General features: G+C 68.2%; 20 protein-coding genes. 13 read left to right on the top strand and 7 right to left on the bottom strand.

The annotated features are described in order from the left end of the window. Positions 1-37: 37 nt before the first annotated feature. Positions 38-496, bottom strand: coding sequence for a nitroreductase/quinone reductase family protein (locus QH276_RS24570; protein ID WP_280398779.1), 459 nt, complete (start codon positions 494-496; stop codon positions 38-40). Positions 497-578: 82 nt separating this feature from the next. Next, on the bottom strand, positions 579-1,379 hold the full coding sequence (locus tag QH276_RS24565; protein ID WP_280398778.1) for an IclR family transcriptional regulator: 801 nt from the start codon (positions 1,377-1,379) through the stop codon (positions 579-581). Positions 1,380-1,428: 49 nt separating this feature from the next. On the opposite strand from QH276_RS24565, the gene QH276_RS24560 reads away from it, so the two are divergent. Genes QH276_RS24560 through QH276_RS24545 form a run of 4 tightly spaced genes read left to right on the top strand, consistent with a single transcriptional unit; the run spans position 1,429 to position 6,049 of the window. Further along, entirely contained in the window at positions 1,429-2,646 is a 1,218-nt protein-coding gene (locus tag QH276_RS24560) for an FAD-dependent monooxygenase (RefSeq protein ID WP_280398777.1), read from the top strand. Between the two features lie 34 nt (positions 2,647-2,680). Then, entirely contained in the window at positions 2,681-3,565 is an 885-nt protein-coding gene (locus QH276_RS24555; protein WP_280398776.1) for a fumarylacetoacetate hydrolase family protein, read from the top strand. 4 nt (positions 3,566-3,569) lie between these two features. Beyond that, a complete protein-coding gene (locus QH276_RS24550; protein WP_280398775.1) occupies positions 3,570-4,937 on the top strand; it encodes an MFS transporter in 1,368 nt (455 codons plus the stop codon). Between the two features lie 47 nt (positions 4,938-4,984). Further along, a complete protein-coding gene (locus QH276_RS24545; RefSeq protein ID WP_432278618.1) occupies positions 4,985-6,049 on the top strand; it encodes a cupin domain-containing protein in 1,065 nt (354 codons plus the stop codon). 122 nt (positions 6,050-6,171) lie between these two features. Here the strand turns inward: QH276_RS24545 and QH276_RS24540 are convergent, their stop codons facing one another. Then, positions 6,172-7,092, bottom strand: coding sequence for a LysR family transcriptional regulator (locus QH276_RS24540; protein ID WP_280398774.1), 921 nt, complete (start codon positions 7,090-7,092; stop codon positions 6,172-6,174). 136 nt (positions 7,093-7,228) lie between these two features. On the opposite strand from QH276_RS24540, the gene QH276_RS24535 reads away from it, so the two are divergent. The 6 genes from QH276_RS24535 to QH276_RS24510 are packed head-to-tail and all read left to right on the top strand — an operon-like array spanning position 7,229 to position 13,226. Continuing rightward, positions 7,229-8,359, top strand: a complete 1,131-nt coding sequence (locus QH276_RS24535; protein ID WP_280398773.1) for an FAD-dependent monooxygenase — start codon at positions 7,229-7,231, stop codon at positions 8,357-8,359. A gap of 44 nt (positions 8,360-8,403) precedes the next feature. Beyond that, entirely contained in the window at positions 8,404-9,342 is a 939-nt protein-coding gene (locus QH276_RS24530; protein ID WP_280398772.1) for a VOC family protein, read from the top strand. Beyond that, positions 9,342-10,325: a fumarylacetoacetate hydrolase family protein gene (locus QH276_RS24525; protein WP_280398771.1), complete on the top strand. Its 984-nt coding sequence runs from the start codon at positions 9,342-9,344 to the stop codon at positions 10,323-10,325. The genes QH276_RS24530 and QH276_RS24525 overlap by 1 nt, the downstream gene beginning before the upstream one ends. Continuing rightward, positions 10,322-11,071: an SDR family NAD(P)-dependent oxidoreductase gene (locus QH276_RS24520; RefSeq protein ID WP_280398770.1), complete on the top strand. Its 750-nt coding sequence runs from the start codon at positions 10,322-10,324 to the stop codon at positions 11,069-11,071. The genes QH276_RS24525 and QH276_RS24520 overlap by 4 nt, the downstream gene beginning before the upstream one ends. Next, positions 11,068-12,252, top strand: a complete 1,185-nt coding sequence (locus QH276_RS24515) for an alpha/beta hydrolase family protein (protein ID WP_280398769.1) — start codon at positions 11,068-11,070, stop codon at positions 12,250-12,252. Before QH276_RS24520 ends, QH276_RS24515 begins: the two co-directional genes overlap by 4 nt. Continuing rightward, positions 12,249-13,226: a cyclase family protein gene (locus tag QH276_RS24510; protein WP_280398768.1), complete on the top strand. Its 978-nt coding sequence runs from the start codon at positions 12,249-12,251 to the stop codon at positions 13,224-13,226. Before QH276_RS24515 ends, QH276_RS24510 begins: the two co-directional genes overlap by 4 nt. Positions 13,227-13,601: 375 nt before the next feature. On the opposite strand, the gene QH276_RS24505 is transcribed toward QH276_RS24510, so the two are convergent. After that, a complete protein-coding gene (locus QH276_RS24505; RefSeq protein ID WP_280398767.1) occupies positions 13,602-14,282 on the bottom strand; it encodes a TetR/AcrR family transcriptional regulator in 681 nt (226 codons plus the stop codon). A 113-nt stretch (positions 14,283-14,395) separates the two neighbouring features. Between QH276_RS24505 and QH276_RS24500 the strand changes: the two genes are divergently transcribed. Then, positions 14,396-15,892: an MFS transporter gene (locus tag QH276_RS24500; RefSeq protein WP_280398766.1), complete on the top strand. Its 1,497-nt coding sequence runs from the start codon at positions 14,396-14,398 to the stop codon at positions 15,890-15,892. A 198-nt stretch (positions 15,893-16,090) separates the two neighbouring features. On the opposite strand, the gene QH276_RS24495 is transcribed toward QH276_RS24500, so the two are convergent. Further along, positions 16,091-16,387: a hypothetical protein gene (locus tag QH276_RS24495; RefSeq protein ID WP_280398765.1), complete on the bottom strand. Its 297-nt coding sequence runs from the start codon at positions 16,385-16,387 to the stop codon at positions 16,091-16,093. A gap of 118 nt (positions 16,388-16,505) precedes the next feature. Next, a complete protein-coding gene (locus QH276_RS24490) occupies positions 16,506-17,564 on the bottom strand; it encodes a glycerophosphodiester phosphodiesterase family protein (protein ID WP_280398764.1) in 1,059 nt (352 codons plus the stop codon). Positions 17,565-17,626: 62 nt separating this feature from the next. Between QH276_RS24490 and QH276_RS24485 the strand changes: the two genes are divergently transcribed. Further along, positions 17,627-17,878, top strand: a complete 252-nt coding sequence (locus tag QH276_RS24485) for a hypothetical protein (RefSeq protein ID WP_280398763.1) — start codon at positions 17,627-17,629, stop codon at positions 17,876-17,878. Positions 17,879-18,062: 184 nt separating this feature from the next. Here QH276_RS24485 and QH276_RS24480 read toward each other — a convergent pair whose 3' ends face one another. After that, a complete protein-coding gene (locus QH276_RS24480) occupies positions 18,063-19,682 on the bottom strand; it encodes a DEAD/DEAH box helicase (RefSeq protein WP_280398762.1) in 1,620 nt (539 codons plus the stop codon). Between the two features lie 742 nt (positions 19,683-20,424). Here QH276_RS24480 and QH276_RS24475 point away from each other — a divergent pair. Beyond that, positions 20,425-21,006, top strand: a complete 582-nt coding sequence (locus tag QH276_RS24475; protein ID WP_280406914.1) for an NPCBM/NEW2 domain-containing protein — start codon at positions 20,425-20,427, stop codon at positions 21,004-21,006. Positions 21,007-21,123: the final 117 nt, after the last annotated feature.

The following is a 21,123-nucleotide window of genomic DNA, read 5'->3' as shown; positions in this document are numbered from 1 at the left end:
GGTCGGCGCTGTGACGCCGATATGGATCGCCGGGTGGCTAGCCGGAAAGCCCCGACACCCGTTCCACCACCACGAGCGGAATCTCCCGTTCGGTCTGCTGCTGATGTGCGGCCATATGCGGGAAGCGCTCTTCCAGCATCCGGAACAACCGCTCGCGCTCGGCCCCGGTCGCGGTATGCGCGGTACCGGTGAACAGATCGATACCCGCGGGGGTCGGCCGCTCGACGATCACCTGCGGATTGGCCACGAGATTCCGATACCACGCCGGATGCTCGGCGGCGGCCATATTCGACGCCCACAGCACGATGCGATCGTCCTCGTCGATCAGGTAGCCGAGCGGCACGATATGTTGCCGCCCGCTGTGCCTGCCGACGGTGGTGAGCAGAACGAGATCGGACCCCTTCAGCATTCCTTCCATCGTGATCTCCCCGCCATTGGCGCGGAAATTCTCCACCACGGACCGATTGAACGCGCGCATATCACTCGGCAACGACATCTGCCGGATACTAGTGCCCACCGGTAACCGGATCGACGTAGCCGCTCTCTCGCGGGATCGCGGGCGCCGGTGGCCGGGTGGCTCAATGCTCCCCGATCTCCAGATCGATGATCTCCAGGTCCTTTTCGATTTGCGCCCGGGTATCGAGCAGGAGCGGGACGAAGGTCCGGTCCACCAGGCCCGTGAAGCGGGCGGCATGGCTGGACAGCGATACCGCGCCGACGGCGTGACCGGTGCGGTCGTTGATCGCGACCCCGACCGCCGCGACGCCGCGTTCGGTTTCCTCGAAATTGATGGCGAACCCGCGCGCCGAGACCTGCGCGAGAGTCTTCGTCAGGGAATGGAATTCGTCCTCGTCGAGGCCCGGGGTGCCGCCCGGGCCGGAGCGGCGGTACAGCTGGCGTAGTTCGTCCTCGGACAGGGTGGCGAGCAAGGCTTTGCCGCCCGACGCCCGGTGCGCCGGCATCACCACCCCGTCGCGGTCGTTGGTGGCGTACACGGATTGGGCGCGGACCGTACCGAGGAACCGGACGGTATCGCGGACCCGGATCATCAGGTTCGCCGATTCACCGCTACGCCGGGACAGCACTTCGAGATGGGGCTGGCAGAGAGCGCGGAAGGTTTTGGTCCAGGCGAGCCGGGCGGGTGCCGCGTCCAGGGACGGGCCGGGGAAGTAGACATGGGATTCATCCTGCACCGCGAACCCACGGTAGGCGAGGGTCTGCAGGAGCCGGTGGGCGCTGGAACGGGAGATGTCCAGATCGGTCGCCGCGTCCATCACCCGCAGGCTGCCGTAGTCGCGCAGCAGTTGCAGCAGGCGGAGCCCGCGGTCGAGGGAGCCTACCGCGCTGGGCGGTCGTTCGGGTAGTGGCGGGTTGCGCATAGCGGAATCTTATTCCGTCCGCCGGTGGGATGCACTCATGCTTTTCCGCATGATTGAGTGTGACCTGGATAACGGTGTCCTGGTGGTCGGTGGAGGCATCGGCGGTCTCGCGACCGCACTCGGCCTCGTCCGGGCCGGCCGAAAAGTCGTGGTAGTCGAGCAGGCCGGCGAGTTCGGAGAGATCGGTGCGGGTTTGCAGCTCGGTCCGAACGCCACCCGGATCCTGGATTCCTGGGGGTTGCTGGAACAGGTGCGGGCGGTAGGCGTGGCGCCGGAGAATATCGCTATGCGGGACGCGATCTCCGGCGTGGAGATCGCCCGGTTCCCGCTCGGTGCGGATTTCCGCGCCCGCTACGGCACCCCCTACGTCGTGATCCACCGGACCGATCTGCACGCGATCCTGCTGGAAGCCTGCCGCCGGGCGGACGTCGAACTGCTGACCGATGTGCGTATCGAACGGGTCGACACCACCGATACCGGCACCGTCGCCCACGCCACCGGCGGCCGCACCTTCACCGCCGCGGCCACGATCGGGGCCGACGGTCTGCATTCGGTGCTGCGGCAGGCCATCGTCGGTGACGAACTGCAGCCGTCCGGATACGTGGCCTACCGCGGCACCGTGCCCGTCGACGAGGTGCCCGCAGGTGATCGCGAACTCGACGATGTGCTGGTCTGGGCCGGACCCGGCTGTCATCTGGTGCAGTACCGGCTGCGGTCGGGGGAGGTACTCAATCAGGTCGCGGTGTTCGAATCGCCGGGCTTCCTCCGCGGTGACGCGGACTTCGGCGGGGTCGACGAACTCGAGGCCGCCTTCGCGGACTGTCATCCGCAGGTGCGGGCGGCGATCGCGCATATCGGCAAACAACGCCGGTGGCCGCTCTACGATCGGTTGCCCGCCGACGACTGGGGTCACGACCGTGTGGTGCTGACCGGTGACGCGGCCCATCCCATGCTGCAATACCTGGCCCAGGGCTGCTGCCAGGCGCTCGAGGATGCGAACACCCTCGAAACGCTGGTTCGCGACGGCGCCGGCGATATCGAATGGCCGGAGGTGATCCGCCGGTTCACCGCAGCCCGGATTCCGCGCACGGCCGAGGTGCAGACCAAGGCGCGCCTGTTCGGCGAGATCTGCCACGCCCGCGGCGTGCACCGCCACGTGCGCAACGAACTGCTCGACCGGCTCGATACCGCCGACCTCTACGCCCACGCGGATTGGGTCTACCGCGGCCCGCTTTTCGCCCCGGTGCCCGCCCCGGCCCACTCCTGAGTCCGAACACACTCCCAGACAAGGTCTTTCGTTCATGCGTCTAGCAGTTCTCGACGGCGATCGCGCCGCCGTCGTCTCCGGTACCGACGTCTACGACGTCACCGAACACCTGGCCACCTCGCCCGGACCCTACGGCGGGCCCTGGCTGCCATGGCTCGAACGGGGCGGTCGCGTGGCCGACCTCGCCGGCATCGACCTGTCGGCGTGCCCCGGGCAAGCGCTGGATGGTGCCGCGTTGCGGGCACCGCTCTCGCGTCCGGGCAAGATCGTCGCGGCGCCGGTCAACTATCTCGATCACAAAGTCGAGATGCACGAGCAGAAAACAATCGCCGAATACGGCGTCTTCCTCAAGGCCAGCTCCTCGGTGATCGGCCCGGGCGAGCAGGTCGTGCTCCCGTACAGCGATATGCGGACCGACCAGGAAGGCGAGCTGGCGATCGTCATCGGCCGTACGGCCCGCAACGTGAGTGTCGACGACGCGCTCGACCACGTCTTCGGTTACACCGGTGTCCTCGATATCACCGTCCGCTCCACCGAGGACCGTTCGACCCGCAAATCGTTCGACACCTTCACCCCGCTCGGGCCGTGGATCGTGTCCGCCGACGAGATCGGCGACCCCGACAACCTGCCGCTGCGCTGCTGGGTCGGCGACGAACTGCGCCAGCAGACCGATACCGCCGAGCTCATCTTCTCGGTCGCCGAGCTCGTCGCCTACAGCAGTTCGGTGATGACGCTGTACCCCGGCGATATCATCGCCACCGGCACACCCGCCGGCGTGGGCCCGCTGTACGACGGCGCGCGGATCCGGCTGGAGATCGGCGGTATCGGGACGCTCGAGGTCGGGGTCACCGGCCGGGATGCCATCGCCTACGCCGATCGCCCCGGCGCCCGGCACGACGTGCGCGCGGCAAGGGGGTAAGGCCGTGGATATCAGGACCCGAATCGAATCGTCGCCGATGCGGCCGCTGCAGTATGCCGTGGTCGCGGTATGCGTGCTGCTGAACATGCTCGACGGATTCGATGTGCTGGCGCTGGCGTTCAGTGCCTCGCATATCTCCGACGAATGGGAACTGTCCGGTTCTCAGCTCGGTGCGCTGCTCAGTGCCGCGCTCATCGGTATGGCGGTGGGGTCGATCGTGATCTCGCAGGTCGCCGATATCGTCGGCCGCCGCCGGACCATCGTGGTGTGCGCGTTCATGGTCGCGGCCGGGATGGCGCTGTCCGCGGTGGCGACCGGTTTCACGATGCTGCTCGTCGTCCGGGTGCTCACCGGCCTGGCGATCGGCACGCTGCAGGCCTGCCTGAACGTCATGGTGGCCGAATACTCGTCGGCCCGCTCCCGGTCGACCGCGATCAGCGTCTACACGGCCGGTCAGCCGATCGGCGGCACGGTCGGCGGAATCATCGCGGGGGTACTTCTCGCGCAATTCGATTGGCGCGCGGTGTTCCTGTTCGGTGCGGGCGCGACCCTGGTGACAGCGCTGATCGCCCTGGCGGTGCTGCCGGAATCGCTCGACTATCTGCTCACCCGGCGCCCCGCGAAGGCGCTCGAGCGGGCAAACGTCATTCTGGTTCGATTGGGTCAGCCGGAACTCGGCACCCTGCCGCGGGCACCTGAGCGCGCCCGAGGTTCCGCCGGACGCTGGAAGGAACTCGCCACCGGCGCCAATCCGATCACGACCCTCCTGCTGGGGTTCAGCTTCTTCGTGCTCATGGCGGGGTTCTATTTCGCCAACTCGTGGACCCCGAAACTCGTCACCAGCAGCGGGTTCACCAGCGCCGACGGTGTGCAGGCGGGAGTGCTGTTCAGTGCGGGCGGGATCGCCGGTGCGCTGGTCTTCGGGCCGCTGGCCGCCCGGCTCGGTGTCCGGCGGACCCTCACCGCACTCTTCGTGCTCGCGGGTGCCGCCTTCGGGCTGTACGCGGTCTCGGTGGACTCGCTGAACGCGGCCTTCGTGACCGCCGCGTTGCTCGGCCTGGCCACCAGCGCGGTCATGGCGGGCATGTTCTCGATCGGGCCCATGTACTACGGGTCGTCGGTCCGGGCGACGGCGGTCGGCCTGATCATCGGTCTCGGCCGGGTGGGCGCGATCCTGTCGCCGATACTCGCCGGTGCGCTGCTCGATCTCGACTGGGCGCCGCGCAGTATCTACTTCCTGTTCGTCCTGCCCATGCTGGCCGGTGCCGTCGCGATCTATGCGATGCGCACCCGCCGGCCGGTGCTCGCGGAGAGCCGGGACAACGCTACCGAGCCCGGTACCGAGCCGGGCACCGCGGTCGTCGTGCACTGAGCGGTCCGCCGAAACCTGCCCACTCCCTTCTGCTGAGGAAATACTTCGTGACAAGCGAGAACATCACCGAGGAACCAACTGCCGAACTCGACCGCCTGTACGCCGATTTCGCGCGCAACTCGACGGCACCGCTGTGGACCCAGACCACCGATCTGATGCCCGCGGCACCGGCCCCCGCCGCTGTACCGCATGTGTGGAAATGGTCGGAACTGCTCGATATCGCCCGGCGCTCCGGGGAATTGGTGCCGGTGGGCCGCGGCGGCGAACGCCGGGCGATCGGACTGGCCAACCCCGGCCTGGCGCCCACCGCGTACGCCACCCCGACGCTGTGGTGTGCGATCCAGTGGCTCGGTCCGCGCGAGACCGCGCCGGAGCACCGCCACGCGCAGAATGCCTTCCGTTTCGTGATCGAAGGGGAAGGTGTGTGGACGGTCGTCGACGGCGACCCGGTCGCGATGCGGCGCGGTGATCTGCTGATGACCCCGGGCTGGTGCTTCCACGGCCACCACAACGAAACCGACGAGCCGATGGCCTGGATCGACGGCCTCGATGTGCCGCTGGCCCATGATCTCGATTTCGGTTTCTTCGAATTCGGTCCGGAAACGGTGACCGATACCAGCACACCACCGATCTCGCGTTCGGAGCGGCTGTGGGCCCATCCCGGCCTCACTCCGCTCGCGGCGCAGGACCCCGCCGGTGCCACGCCGATCGCGGCTTATCGCTGGGAGCACACCGACCGCGCGCTCACCGAACAGTTGCTCCTGGAGGAAGAAGGTCACGCGGCCACCGTCGAACCCGGTCACGCGGCGATCAAATACACCAATCCGACCACCGGCGGCGATGTGCTGCCGACGATCCGCTGTGAATTCCACCGGCTACGCGCCGGCGCCGCCACCGCGCCGCGCCGGGAGGTCGGTTCGTCGATCTGGCAGGTGTTCCAGGGCGACGGCCGCGTGACGCTGGGCGCCGAGAAACGGGCGCTGACCACGGGTGATCTCTTCGTCGTCCCGTCGTGGGTGCCCTGGTCGCTGGACGCGGAGACGGAACTGGACCTGTTCCGCTTCTCCGACGCGCCGGTGGTGGAAAAATTGCGGTACCACCGGCCCCGGTGAGATCCGCGAGCAGATTCGCCCGAGGAGCCGGACCGGTCGCTCCGGCCGGACGGCACTGAACAGCTGCGCCCCATCGCCCGCACAGTACGGGCGATGGGGCGCAGCGCTGTTCCGGTATACGGTCAGCGCGACACTTCCGCGCTCACCTCGGTCAGCACCGACCGCAGCCATTGGTGGGCGGGGTCGGCGCGATGGGTGGGATGCCACCAGAACGCCTCCACCAGCGGGACGACCTCCCAGGGGCAGGGGAGGATTCGGACGTTCGCGGCGGCGGCCAGCCGGTCGGCGAGGCGACGTTGCAACAGTGCGACGCAGCGGGTACCGGTGACCATGAACGGCACCGCGAGGAAACTCTGCACCACCACCCGGATATCGGGTTCGATGCCGATCATGCGCAGCTGCCGGGCCGCGGGGGTGAAGGCGGTCGGTGCGTGATAGGTGACCACCCAGGGCAATTCGGCGAGCTGCTCGAGAGTGACGGTATCCCCGACCTCGTCGTTGTCCGCCGACACGATGAGCACCCAGCTGTCGGTGAACACATCGAGCGACGGCATATCGGTCAGGAACCCGTGCGGTAGGAAGGTGCCATCGGCGGTACGCAGCGATTCGGGGGCCTGGTCGATATGGGCGCCGGTCTGCTGATCCAGGCGTAATCGCACGCCCGGGGCCTGCTCGGCGAGGACGGTGGCGAGCTGGTCGCAGAACACCGTGGCCGCGTAGTCGGAGACCAGTACGGTGAACTCCCGGTGGGAGGTGGCGGGGTCGAAAGCGGGCACGGCGTCGAAAACCCGCTGGATCCCGACGAGCGCCGCGGCGGCCGGTTCACGGAGTTGCTCGGCCAAGGGGGTGAGTTCGTAACGGTTACCGCTGCGATGCAGGAGTTCGTCGTGGAAATGGCGGCGTAGCCGGCGCAGTCCCGCCGATACTGCAGGCTGGCTCAATCCCAGGTTCTCGGCGGCCCGCGTGACATTGCGTTCGGTGAGCAGCGCGTCGAGCGTCGTCAAGAGGTTCAGATCCAGATTGCGCAGCGAGCCGGTGGTCATACCTCGAACCATAAGCGCCGTGGATGGTGAGCATAAGCAATCCGCTCTTCCGTGATGGTGATCTGGGTCGCAGAGTGGTCGCTATCACCTCGTCGCGGAGGGCTCGGCGAGGTCACGAGAGCCACTGGAGTCTGTTGTGTCAGCTGTCCGGAATGTGTTGGTGATCGGCGCCGGTTCGGCCGGTACCGCCGCCGCGATCCTGCTCGCCGAGGCCGGGATATCGGTCGACCTCGTCGAGGCCAAACCCGATATCGCCGCCCTTGGGTCGGGTATCACCCTGCAGGGCAATGCCTTACGCGTGCTGCGGCAGCTGGGGGTCTGGGACGAGGTGCGGGCGAAGGGCTACGCCTACGACACCCTGGGCCTGCGCGCGCCGGACGCCGCGGGCACGCTGCTGGTCGAACTCGACGAGTTGCGCTCCGGTGGCCCGGACCTGCCGGCGAACATGGGTATGTTCCGCCCCGATCTGGCTCGCATTCTCGTGGACCGGGCCGTGGCGGCGGGCGCGAAGATCCGCTTCGGCCTCGCACCCACCGGCCTGGCCGCCGACGACCAGGGCGTGACCCTCGATTTCTCCGACGGATCCACCGGCCGCTACGACCTGGTCGTCGGCGCGGACGGTATCCATTCGTGGACGCGGCGCACCCTCGGTATCGATATCGAGCCGCAGCCGACCGGGATGGGTATCTGGCGACTGTTCGCCCCGCGTCCGGACTCGATCACCCGCACCGACCTCTACTACGGCGGCCCGGCCTATATCGCCGGTTACTGCCCGACCGGCCCGGATACCCTCTACGCCTACCTGGTGGAAGACGCCCGCGAGAATGCCAGCCCGACCCCGGAACAGGGCCTGGCCGCGATGCTGGAGCTGGCGGCGGCCTACCACGGACCGTGGGACGAGGTGCGGGCCTCGATGACCGACCCGGACCGCATCAACTACGCGAAATTCGAAAGCCATGTAATCGACGGGCCGTGGCATCGCGGCCGGGTGGTGCTGATCGGCGATGCCGCGCACAGCTGCCCGCCGACCCTCGCGCAAGGGTGCGCCCAGGCACTGGAGGACGCCGCTGTGCTGGCCGAACTGCTGATCGCGCACGACGCGATCTCCGAGCGCCTGTGGCGGGAGTTCACCGATCGCCGGCTGCCCCGGGCAAAGGATGTCGTCGAATCCTCGGTCCGGCTGGGGCAGTGGCTGCTCGACGGTGAACAGGGCGATGTCGCCGGACTGATGACCCGGATCTCCCACTTGGTCGCCGAGCCCGCCTGAGCGGCGCTTGGCCGATTCAGCGACCCGAAACGAAGGGCAAGAGCATGAACGAACGATTGATCACCCATTTACGCCATGTCGATTTGGCGGTCCCCGACTACGACAAGCAGTTCGAGTTCTACACGAATATGTGGGGGCTGGAACCGGAGACGACCGAGAACGGCCTCGCCTTCCTGGCCGCGGCCGGCTCGCCGGAACAGTATTCGGTGCGGCTGCGCAAGGCCGAGGAGAAGCGCCTCGACCTGATCGCGTTCGGCGCCGCGACCCCCGCCGATGTGGACACCATGGCCGAACGGCTGGCCGCCGACGGGGTGAAACTGGTCAGCCAACCCGGTGAACTGCAAACCCCGGGTGGCGGTTACGGATTCCGGTTCTTCGACAACGACGGCCGCACCCTCGAGGTGTCCTCGGATGTGGCCGTGCGGCAGCACCGCAAGGTCGAGGAAGGGGAGCCGGTGCCGGTCAAGCTGTCCCATGTCGTGATCAATTCGCCGAATCCCGAAGCGACCGTCGCCTTTTACCAGAAGCACCTGTCCTTCGCGCTGTCCGATACTCTTTTCCACCCACATATGGGCGAGATGATGTGGTTCCTGCGCACCAACCGGTTCCATCACAGCATCGCGATTGCGCGCTGCCCGCACGTCTCGCTGCATCACGCCTCGTTCGAGATGCGCGGAATCGACGAATACATGCGCGGCACCGGCCGGCTGCTGCGCGGCGGAGTCGAGAAGGTGTGGGGTCCGGGCCGGCATATGGCGGGTAACAACACCTTCAGCTACTTCCTCGACCCGCACGGCAACACCGTCGAATACACCACCGAACTGGAGGAACTCGACGAGGACACCTGGCATCCGCATCTGTACGACTTCTCCGATCCCACGGTGAGCGACCAGTGGGGGACCGCGAATCCGATGGAGGAGTTCGTGGCGAAGAAATCGTTCAACGACCCCGACCGCGGCTGCTTCGTCGCGCCTCCCGTCTGATGCGGCTCGCGACTTTCACCGCGCCCGGCCTCGCGGAAACCCGTGTCGGGGTGGTCGACGCTGACAGGGTCTACCCGTTCGCTGCCGGGCTGACCATGCGGGATGTGATCGACGCCGGGTTGACCGAGGCGCACCGGCTGGCCGAACGTGCTCGCGCGCAGGAGTCCGCGCGACCGCTGGACGAGGTCCGGCTGCTCGCCCCACTGCGGCCGGCGTCGATTCGCGACAGTGTGGCGTTCGAGGAACACGTCGAAGGCGTGCGCCGCAGCGTGGACGGCAAGTCGGGGGTGCCCGACGCCTGGTACGACGCACCGACGTTCTACTTCACCAACCCGCACGCTGTTCTGGGACCGGACGAGGAAGCGCTGTTCCCGGCGAACTGTGCGGTGCGCGATTTCGAACTCGAGGTCGCCGTGGTGCTGGGCCGGGCCGGGCGCTCGCTCACCGAGGAACAGGCGCGGCAGGCGATCTTCGGGTACACGATCATGAACGACTGGTCGGCGCGGGATCTGCAGAGCCGGGAGATGCAGGTATCGCTCGGGCCCGCCAAAGGTAAGGATTTCGCGACGAGCCTGGGCCCGTGGATCGTTACCGCCGACGAACTCGACCCCTACCGCGACGCCGACGGATTTCTCGACCTCGAGTGCGCGGTGTGCGTCAACGGAGCCGAAATCGGCCGCGATGTGCTGAGCAACGCGGGCTGGACCTTCGAATCGATGATCGCCTACGCGTCCCGCGACAGCGGGGTCGTATCCGGTGATGTGATCGGTTCGGGCACGGTCGGCAACGGTGGCTGCCTCGGCGAACTCTGGGGCCGCCGCGGCGAGCAGGATCCGCCGCCGCTGCAACCGGGCGATGTCGTGACGCTGACCGTCGAGGGAATCGGAGTGCTGAGCGGCCGGGTCGGGATCTCCGATCCCGCGCCCGCGCTGACCCGTGTGCGGCGTCGCGACTACGCGGCGTTCCGGCGGGGGACGGTATGAGCACGCTCGCCGGACGCACCGTGGTCGTCACCGGAGCCGGGTCGGGTATCGGGGCCGCGGTCACGGCCGCGGTCACCGGCGCCGGTGCTCGCGTCGTAGCGGTCGACCGGGTCGCGGGGGACGGTATCCGCCGCCTCGACGTCCGCGATCCGGACGACTGGTCGGCGCTGGTCACCGACCTCGCCGGCGAACCTGTGCACGGCCTGGTCAACTGCGCGGGCGTCACCTGGCGGGCGCGGCTCGGGGACGTCACCCCGGACGCTCTCGCCGATACGCACGCGGTGAACGTCGGCGGTCCGCTGCAGGCGATCCAGGCCCTGTCCCCGCTGATGTCCGCCGGCGGTTCGATCGTCCTGATCGGTTCCCTCGCCGGCTACCAGGGCCACTACCCGCTGGCCTACACGACCAGCAAATGGGCGCTGCGCGGGCTCACCCGTACGGCCGCCCTGGAACTCGGCGACCGCGGAATCCGGGTCAACGCCGTGCATCCCGGTTTCATCGAGACCCCGATGACCGCGTCGGCGCCCGCGCAGTTCCGGGACGCGTCGATCGCGGCCGCACCGCTGGGGCGCGCGGGCAGCCCGGAAGAAGTCGCGTCCGTTGTCGTGTTCCTGCTCGGCGACGGTGCCTCGTACGTGACCGGAGCCGAGATCCCCGTCGATGGCGGTGCCGCCTCGCACGCGGGCGCGAAGCCGGTCTCGGATGCGCTGCGCCCGCTCTACCAACCCCCACACCCCACCCAGTGAGCAGAGGAATCATGTTCGAATACTTTCCGGGCAATTACATCTGGAACCTCGGTGTCGTCGCGACGCTCAACAGCGGCGGTCTGATCGACGAGGTCGACCGCGCCTGCCGCCCCATCCGCGAACTCGCTGCCCAGGGCTCCGATGTCGGCACCGCCGAATTCATGGCCGCCTGGCGGGCCGTGGCCGACCGGCTCGAACAGCAGGCCGTGGAGGCGGAGAAAGCCGGCCATATGCGCACCGCCGGGCAGGCGTATTTCCGCGCGTCGGTGTACGTCGCGCAGGCGGAGCGGATGCAGAGCGCCAAGGATTCGAGTCGTAATGCCGAATACCAGCGCAGCGTCGACCTGCTGCTGAAATCGTGCGCGCTGATCGACCCCGCGACCACCAAGGTCGCTATTCCCTACGAGGACACCACCCTTCCGGCGTACTTCCACAACGCCACGGCCGATGGGTCGCCGACTCCGGTGATCATCATGTGGAACGGGCTGGATTCCACCAAGGAGATGATGGTCGGCGCCGGAGTGCACACCGAGCTGGCCGCACGCGGCATCTCCACGCTGATGGTCGACTGTCCCGGCAGCGGTGAGGCGCTGCGATTGCAAGGGCTCACCGCGCGGATCGACACCGAGGTGTGGGCCGCGGCCTGCGTCGACTGGCTCGAGGCGCGCCCCGATATCCGCACCGATCGGATCGGGCTGGCCGGTTGGTCGCTGGGCGGCTACTACGTCCCGCGCGCCGCCGCGTTCGAGAAGCGGCTCGCCCTCTGCGTCGCCTGGGGCGCCAACCACAACTGGGGCGCGGTGCAGAAACGGCGGCTCGACCGCGAGGGCGAGAACCCGGTGCCGCACTACTGGGACCATGTGCTGTGGGTGTGGGGTCAGCCGGATATCCCGACCTTCATCGAGTTCGCCGAGGATATCCACCTCGACGGTGTGGTCGAAAAGATCACCGTGCCGTTCCTGATCGCGCATGGCGAGAACGACCGGCAGATTCCGCTCGAATACGCGCACCGCTCCTACGACCAGGCGGTCAACAGCCCCAAGCGGGAACTGCGGATCTTCACCCCCGAGGAAGGTGCGACCGAACATATCGGCCTCGACCATCTACCGCATGTCACCACCTACATCGCCGACTGGGTGCGCGATACCTTCACCGAGCTCGACGGAGGTGCGCTGTCATGACCCCGGAAGAACTGGACCGCACCGACCCCGAGGGCGCCATCGCCGCCGCGGCCGCCCGGGTCTCCAACTGGGGCCGCTGGGGACCCGACGACGTCCTGGGCACCATGAATTTCCTCGACGACGACACCCGCCGCGTCGCGGCCACCGCCATCCGCACCGGCCGGTCGTTCTCGCTGTCGCAATCCTTCGATATGGACGGCCCGCAGAAAGGCTGGCGCCGGCGCACCAACCCGGTGCACACCATGCTCGACACGGGCACCGACGCCGTCGCCGGAATCCAGGGCTTTCCCCACGGTCTCGGCGGCGCCGACGATGTGATCGCCATGCCCCTGCAATGCTCCACCCAATGGGACGGTCTCGGTCATATCTTCGACCACGGCCACGCCTGGAACGGCCGGCCCGCGGACCAGGTCGTCACCAGTCTCGGCGATCAGGTCACCGGTATCGAAACCGTCGCCGACGTCATCTGCGGCCGCGGTGTCCTGCTCGACGTCGGCCGGGCGATCGGCGAAAACGGTGAACTACCGGACGGTTTCGCGATCACCCAGGCGCATCTCGAACAGACCATCGCCGCCCAAGGCCCGGCCTCGGAGATTCGCCGCGGCGATATCGTCGTCGTCCGCACCGGGCAGCTCACCCGCGCCCGCCGCGACGGCTGGGGCGAGTACGCGGGCGGCCCGGCGCCCGGGCTGTCGTTCACCACCGCCGATTGGCTGCACGGTACCGAAATGGCCGCAATCGCCACGGACACTTGGGGTTTCGAAGTCCGCCCGAATGAATTCGAGGTCGCCTTCCAGCCCCTGCACCAGGTCGCGATCCCGCAGATCGGCCTCTTCTTGGGCGAGATGTGGGATCTCGACGCACTGGCCGAAGCCTGCGCCGCCGACGGCAACTACGACTTCTTCCTCACCGCCGCCCCGATCAAGATCACCGGCGCCGTCGGCTCCCCGGTCAACCCGATAGCAGTCCGATGAGCTGACGAATGAGCCTTGTCGGTGCCGCCAGGTACTTTGCCGAATATGTCGGTGAGACCGGAGAGGATGAGCTGGGCCCGGTGATCGATGAGCTCGGACCCCGAGCCGAGGAGGTCATTGTGACAACAGCTGAACGACTGCAGCAAAGGGTCGCGCGGAAGGGCGCGCGGAGGGGCGTGCGGAAACTCTGGTGGAGACGCTGACGGAGTTGCTGACCATAAAGTTCGGGTCGTTACCCGCTGTCGCTTCAGACCGAATTCGTGCAGCCGGTAACGCCCAGCTTCGGACATGGATGCGGCGCGTACTGACCGCGACGAACGTGGACGACGTTTTCGGCCGCACCTGAGCTCGATGCGGGAGGATCTGCGGCCGCGGTCAGCGGCGGCGGCCGGCGCAGGGGGCGGTGCGGGCGGTTTTGGCCTGGTCGACTTCGTCGTCGGTGAGGGCGCGGACCGGTAGTTCCTGGCGGGCGACGGTATCGGCGCGGATGCCGTTGAGGGTGATGGCCAGGTAGCGGCGCCACACCTCGGGGTTGATCGGTTTGGCGAATTCGGCCAGGCCGTCGACCATATGGATCATCGCGAAGAGATCCGAGGGCTCGATATCGGGTTGCAGGACGCCCGCCTCCCGGGCGCGGGTGACGATCGCGGCGACCGCCGGTTTGATCCGGTCGCGCAGCCGGTGGAATCGCTCGGTGTCGAGGTCGAGTTCCAGGATCACCTCGCTGAACCCGCGGTTGATCGCCATATGGCGGCAGGCGTATTCCACGAATTCGATCAGGCCGAGCCAGGGGTCGGGGTGGCGCAGGCTCGATTCGGCCGCGTCGGCGAATTCGCCGAGATGATGTTCGAACACCTCGGAGATGAGTTCGGTCTTGTTCGCGAACCGGCGGTACACCGTGCCGACGCCCACGCCCGCGCGGTCGGCCACATCGTCGAGGGTGATCTCGAGACCACGGTCGGCGAACAGCTCACGGGCGGCCTCGACGATGCGTTGCTGATTGCGGACGGCGTCGGCGCGCAGACGCCTGGTGCGCAAGGTCGTGGCGGGTTTCACAGCCGCAGTCTATCAACGCCGGGATTAAGTGGAGGCATCTTCTCCGTTATTGTGTTAGCGTTCAGCTAAGCGGAGACGACTTCTCCGGATAATCCATCCATTCAAGGGGCGAGATGACTACCACGATCGATCGCGGGCCATCCGCGCAGGAAAAACCGTCCGGCAGGCGCGGCTCACACGCGCTGCGATGGTGGGTTCTCGCCGTCCTCGGCGTTGCCCAGCTCATGGTCGTGCTCGACGCGACCGTGGTGAACATCGCACTTCCCGAGGCCCAGCGCGACCTCGGCTTCGACGATGCCAGTCGGCAGTGGGTGATCACCGGCTACGCGCTGGCGTTCGGCAGCCTGCTGCTGCTCGGCGGCCGGCTCAGTGATCTGTTCGGCCGGCGCAACACCTTCATCGTCGGGTTGATCGGCTTCTCGGTGGCGTCCGCCATCGGCGGCGCGGCCGCCAACTTCGAGATGCTGGTCGCGGCCCGTGTCGGCCAAGGCGTCTTCGGTGCACTGCTCGCGCCCGCGGCACTCTCGCTGCTCACCGTCACCTTCACCGAACCGTCCGAACGCGCGAAGGCCTTCGGCATCTTCGGCGCCGTCGCGGGCACCGGCGGGGCCATCGGCCTGCTGCTCGGCGGGGCGCTCACCGAATGGGCGTCGTGGCGCTGGGTGATGTTCGTGAACCTGATCTTCGCCGCGGTCGCGCTGGTCGGCGCGGTACTGCTGCTGGCGCGGCATGCCGGTGGTGTGCGGCCCAAGCTCGATATCCCGGGTACCGCCGTGGTGACCGCGGCGCTGTTCGCCATCGTCTACGGCTTCTCGCACGCCGAGAGCGAAGGCTGGACCGATTCGGTCACGCTCGCGTTCCTGATCGGTGGCGCGGCACTGCTCGCCGTGTTCGTCTGGCTCGAGACCCGGGTGGCGCATCCGCTGCTGCCGCTGCGGATCGTGCTCGACCGCACCCGCGGCGGCGCCTACCTGGCGGTGTTCGTCATGGGTATCGGGATGTTCGCGATCTTCCTGTTCCTCACCTACTACATGCAGCTGACCCTGGGCTATTCGCCGATCATGACCGGTGTGGCGTTCCTGCCGATGGTCGCGGGCATGGTGGTCTCGTCCACCACGACCCCGTCGCTGCTGCTGCCGAAGGTCGGCCCCAAGGTGGCCGTGAGCGGTGGGTTCGTGATCGCGGCGATCGGTATGGCCTGGCTGACCCGGATCGGGCTCGACACCGGCTACGCCACCCATATCCTGCCCAGCCTGATCCTGCTCGGCCTCGGCCTCGGCGCCGCGATGTCGACGGCGTTCCAGAGCGCCACCGCCGGTGTGCGGCACGACGATGCCGGGGTCGCCTCGGCGATGATCAACACCAGCCAGCAGGTCGGCGGCTCCATCGGTACGGCGCTGCTCAGCACCATCGCGGCGTCGGCCGCCGGTGACTACCTGGCCGGCCGGGCGCCGAGCGAGATCACCGTAGCCCAGTCGGCGATCGAGAGCTACACCACCAGTTTTGCTTGGGCCGCAGGGATTTTCGTGATCGGTGCGGTGCTGCTCGCCGCGCTGCTGCCGAATACGGTGCCGGCTCCCGCCGAAGGTGAGCCCGTGCTCGCGCACTGATGTCCACGAAGACGTGCCCGCCTTCGCCGTCCGCGGAGGCGGGCACGTGCAGTTTCCGCCGGGGAATGCGTGGATAGGTAGGCCCGTGGTCTACAGGTCGGTCGCGTAGTCCGGCTACGGGGGCGGGACTACCGGGCCAGTGCGAGAACGCTTGCCCGGCTGAGCTTGCCGCACAGGAGCGGGCATCGAGTTCGCGGTTCAGTGTTCCGGCGGCAGGATCGGCGAGCTGAAAACCTCTTCGAGCGGGGTGGGGCCGGTGTAGCGGCGGCAGCTGCAGCGCACCCATTCGCGCAGGCCGCTGGTACCGCGGCGGGAGAACTCGGCGTGGCAGGTGCCGGATTCGCGATCGTGCAACGCCAGGTCGTGACCGCAACCGCAGCGCGCGGTGAGGTGGTTCCGGCCCGGCCGGGCGGTGCGGCGATGCCCGAACCGGCCGACGGCCCAGCCGAGCGCGACCAGACCCGCACCGACAGCCAGGCTGAGAGGATCGAGCATGGTTACAGTATATGTATACGCATAGCCGACTGGATCGGCGATCCGGGCAAACGGGGCCCGACACGAGAACGGGTCTCGCACGACACGGCCGCCGCGCTGCTCTGGAACCCCTGGACGCTCAGGGGCGTGGAATCGCCCGGGGCAGTTCGTATCCCCGTTCGGCCAGTACCGCGCGCAGTTCGTCCGGACGGTTGGTGATCAGGCCGTCGACACCGAGGTCCAGCAGATGGACCATGGTGGCGCGGTCGTCGACAGTCCACGGCACCACGCGCAGGCCGCGGCGGTGTGCGGCTTCGACGAGGGCGGCGGTGGTGAAAGGCGCATAGCCGGGGTCGGTGATCGCGCCGTCCTGCGGGTCCCCGTGCACCGGGGAGACCGCGTCGGCGCCGAGTGCCGCAGCGGCCGCCACATATTTTTCCTGTGGTGACCCCGGGAAATCGTCGATATCCAGGCCGCCCAGCCACGGTGAGCCGCCCGGTCGGCCCACCTGCAGGAATTGCTGCCCGTTGGTCAGGGCGACGAGCGGCAGTTCGGGCGCCCGCGCGCGCACCGACCGCAGCGCCGCCCAGTCGAAGCTCTGCACCGACACCCGATCCGTCATATCGGCGCGCCGGATCTCGTCCACCACGATGCGGGCGAAATCGTCGCGCGGCATGGTCTCGTGCGGTGCGGCGGCTTCGACCTTGGTTTCGATATTGAGCCGCACGGAGTCGGCGCGATGGGCGCGGACGAGGTCGAAAACCTCGGAGAGCAGGGGTATTTGCGCGCCCGGCACGGTGCGCTGGGCCGGATAGCCGGGCAGCGGACGGGAGCCGCAGTCGAGGGTGCGGACCTGCGCGAGCGTCAGGTCGCGGATCAGGGTGGGGCCGGGTACGTACGGGAATTCGGGGTCGCCGGGGAAGGCCGGCGCGGTATCGGCGCATTTGGCGGGGTTCGGGTCGCGGTCGTGGGTGATCACCGCGTACCCGTCCGCGGTGATCTGCACATCCAATTCCGCTGTGTCCACACCGAGTTCGAGGGCATTGCCGAAGGCGGCCAGGGTATTCTCCGAGACCAGGGCGAGCCCGCCTCGGTGCGCCTGCAGGTCGAAATCCCGGGTAGGCGGTGGTGGCTCGCTCGCGCCGGGACCACATCCGGTGACGAGAGCCAGTAGTAGCACGGCGAGCGTCCGGCGCATGGCTCCATGCTGTCGCAGAATCCCCTCACCGTCGACTCGGCCACCGGAGGGGCGACCGGCCCGTGTGGACGACGAGTGTCGCGCCGGCCCAGCGGAATCGTTGTCTGCGGCGGCGCCTACACCTGCGCGCAGGCGATACCGGACCCACCCTGACCGTCGAATCCAGCGGCCGCAGCATACTCGGGTGGATCGAGCAGCCCGGCGGCTACCCCATGGTGGATCTCGTCGCCACCGATATCACCGACGACACGATGCGGGGCAGCGTGGACGGCTCCGGCTGCACGACATTCCGGGTCGGCCGCGATCGTTCCTGAACTCGGCCGGCGCGATATCGCGCACGAGCGATCGGCGTTTCCGCGATCGGGGTGCCACAAGCGGGGATCGGGTGACGGCGGGGCAGGGTGATCGAGTGGCTGCGGCGGGGTGACCGGCCTGGTCTCGTACACCCCGGTTCATCAGCGCGACCGGTGAACCAGGGTGTACGAGTCAGGGGTCGGATCAGCCGGCGGGCCGGGTTGCGCGGCGGGGACGCCGTGCGGTGTCGGCGCCCGTCTGTGCCGCACCGGTGGTGCGCTTCGTACCCGACTGGCTCCGGTGTGCAGTACCTGACTGCCGGTGTGTCTCATGGCTCGACGCGGCCGCCCGGCCCCCGGCGCGACCCGCCGAATTCCCGCGCCGTCCGCCCGACCCACGCGCTCCGGCGTGTTCGGCGGAACCGGACCTTTCCCCCTGCCGGGAACGGGTCCCCGCTGTTTCGGGCCGGCCGCGTGCACCGGACCGCGCGGACCGCGGCTCGGCGGCCGGATCGGCATGGCCGGGAGCGCGACCGTTTCCGCCACCACGGCGGCCGCGCGAGCCCCGGCTACCGCGCGGGCCGCCCTGCGCTTCCCGCGACCTGCCGGGCTCCGGCGGCACCGGATTCGGCTCGGCCGCGACCACGGGAACGGTGCCGTCCGAGAGGTCGGCCAGGATCGGCGAATCGAGGGTGACCGGTCGCGGTTGCACGGTGATACCGGCCTTGCGCAGTAGCACCGCGACGTCCTTGCGCTGTTCGGGCAGCACGAGCGTGACCACGGTGCCCTCGGTGCCCGCCCGTGCCGTGCGGCCGGATCGGTGCAGATAGGCCTTGTGCTCGGCGGGCGGGTCGACATGGACGACCAGTTCGAGATCGTCCACGTGGATACCGCGCGCGGCGATATCGGTCGCGACCATGACGCGCGCGGTGCCCGCGGCGAACGCGGCGAGGTTGCGGTCGCGCGCGGGCTGCGAGAGATTCCCGTGCAGATCGACCGCGGCGATGCCCGCCCGCGTCAGTTCCCCGGCGAGCCGGCGGGCGTGATGTTTGGTGCGCATGAACAGGATGCGCCGTCCGCTGCCCGCGGCCAGCACCTTGATGATCTCCTTCTTCGCCGCGGCGCCCGCGATCTCGAAGACATGGTGTTCCATCTTGGGCGGCGGGGCGTCGGCCTCGTCCACCGAATGGGTGACCGGTGTGTGCAGGAAACGGTCGACCAGTTTGCCGACCCCGTTGTCCAGGGTGGCCGAGAACAGCAGCCGCTGGCCGTTCGCGGGTGTCGCCGCCATGATCCGGGTGACGCCGGGCAGGAAGCCGAGATCGGCCATATGGTCGGCCTCGTCCAGCACGGTGATCCGCACCGTGTCCAGGGCGACCGCCCGCTGCTTCATCAGATCCTCGAGCCGGCCCGGGCAGGCGACAACGATATCGATACCCTGTTTCAGCGCTTTGGCCTGCCGGTTCACCGGCACGCCGCCGAATACGGTGGTCACCCGCAGCCCGCGGACCTGAGCCAGCGGAGTGAGAGTGGCCGCGATCTGGGTCGCGAGCTCCCGGGTCGGGGCGAGGACCAGGCCGGTCGGGCGGCCGGGGGCGCGTTCGGCGCCGGCGAGCCGTTCGATCAGCGGAATCGCGAAAGCCAGGGTTTTCCCGCTACCGGTTTTGCCGCGGCCGAGAACATCGCGGCCGGCGAGGCTGTCGGGCAGGGTGGCGGATTGGATGGGGAACGGCGCGGAGATTCCCGCGGCCGTGAGTGCGTCGACGACCCCGGTGGAGACGCCGAGGTCGGTGAAATTCTGCGCGTCGGCAGTATGGGCAGGCATGGAGTATGGGCGCCTTTCGGCATCGGAGGTGATACCGCGACGTCCGATCGGACCGATGTCCGCGCCTGGAGGTGGCGGCGTCGCGGGTCCCGACGCGAAAAGCCAGGTATCCCGCGACGGAGGAGTACATGCATGCTCGCTGGCGCAGGTACTGCAATCACCCTACAGCACGCTTCTGGCAATTCCGGTATCCGCGAACACCCCGGCAGGGCCTGCGGATATACCTCTGCCGGGATTTTCCCACGTCTTCACCGGTATTCGGTTTCGCGCCGAACGCGACCGATATCACTTCGGACCGCGCCGTGACCGGCGTTCCGGGCGCTCGCACCGGGATTTCCGGTCGCGTATTCGCCGCCGGGTGCCCATGAGTTCACAGCCGGTACATCGCTACCGCCGGGCAAACGTCCGAAGTTTCTCCGGTTATGCGCCTACGGCCGGAACGGTCCGGTCCGTTGTTGTGAATTACCGAGGCGCGCCGTGTTTTTCATGAACTCGGGGGACAGCGATACGGCAGCGACATTACGCTGTGATCGGCAGTACAGCCAACCGAAGCGCTCCAATTCCATACACCCTCCGGGCGTGGTATATCTCTGCTGCGGCGCCCGTCCGGGTTCCGGCGAGTTCGTTGAAGAAGAGTGTGCGCGTGTCCAATCCAACCGATCCCACCCGCGGGCAGAATCCGAGTCCGCATTCGCCGGCACGTGTCGCGCCGGGCGCCCGTCCCGGCGATCCCGTGCAACGCGTGACACTCGTCGCAGGGCTCGGTTTCGCACTGGCGATCGTCGGTTTGGTCGTCACCGTGCTCGTCGCCCCGGCCTCGGGTGAGGCGGATCCGGAGACCGATATCGCGGCCACCTCGACCGAAAGTCCGGCCACTCCGGCCGCGCCGCCACCGGCCCCGGCCACCACGGTCCCCATACAGCAGTACCTGGCCGATCTGCCGCCGGTCGGCAGCACCGCCTACACCGGGGCGATCCCGGTGAACGGCGTGTCCTACCCGCACGCCATCTACCAGCAGTTCAGCGGCTGCGCCACCGAGGTGAGCCATACCTACGACCTGAACGGTGAATGGTCGCGCTTCGCCTCGTCGATCGGCGTGGCCGACGGGGGGAACAGCGCGGCGGTGCTGCGGTTCGAGGTGATCGCCGACGGTGCGTCGATCTTTTCCTCGGGAAATATCCGGGTGGGCGAGCCGCCGAAGATCGAGGTCCCGGTGACCGGCGTGCAGAACTTGACGATCGGCTTCACCCTGGTGGACGGAAGCTCGGGGAGTTGTACCGCGCTGGGCAACGGCGTCTGGGGCGATCCGATCCTTACCAAGTAAGCGGAACTCTCGGTCGTGGAATCGTTCACCGGTACAACCATGCTGTCCGTGTGGCACGGTGAAGACCGGCGTCCGAAGCCCTTTCGGCCGCATCGTGAATCCGCCGGCATATGCGCG

It is taken from the genome of Nocardia carnea, assembly GCF_029869215.1.
Lineage (GTDB): Bacteria > Actinomycetota > Actinomycetes > Mycobacteriales > Mycobacteriaceae > Nocardia > Nocardia carnea_B.
Note: the sequence above shows the minus strand (reverse complement) of the source record. Positions and strands in the feature narration are given on the sequence as shown.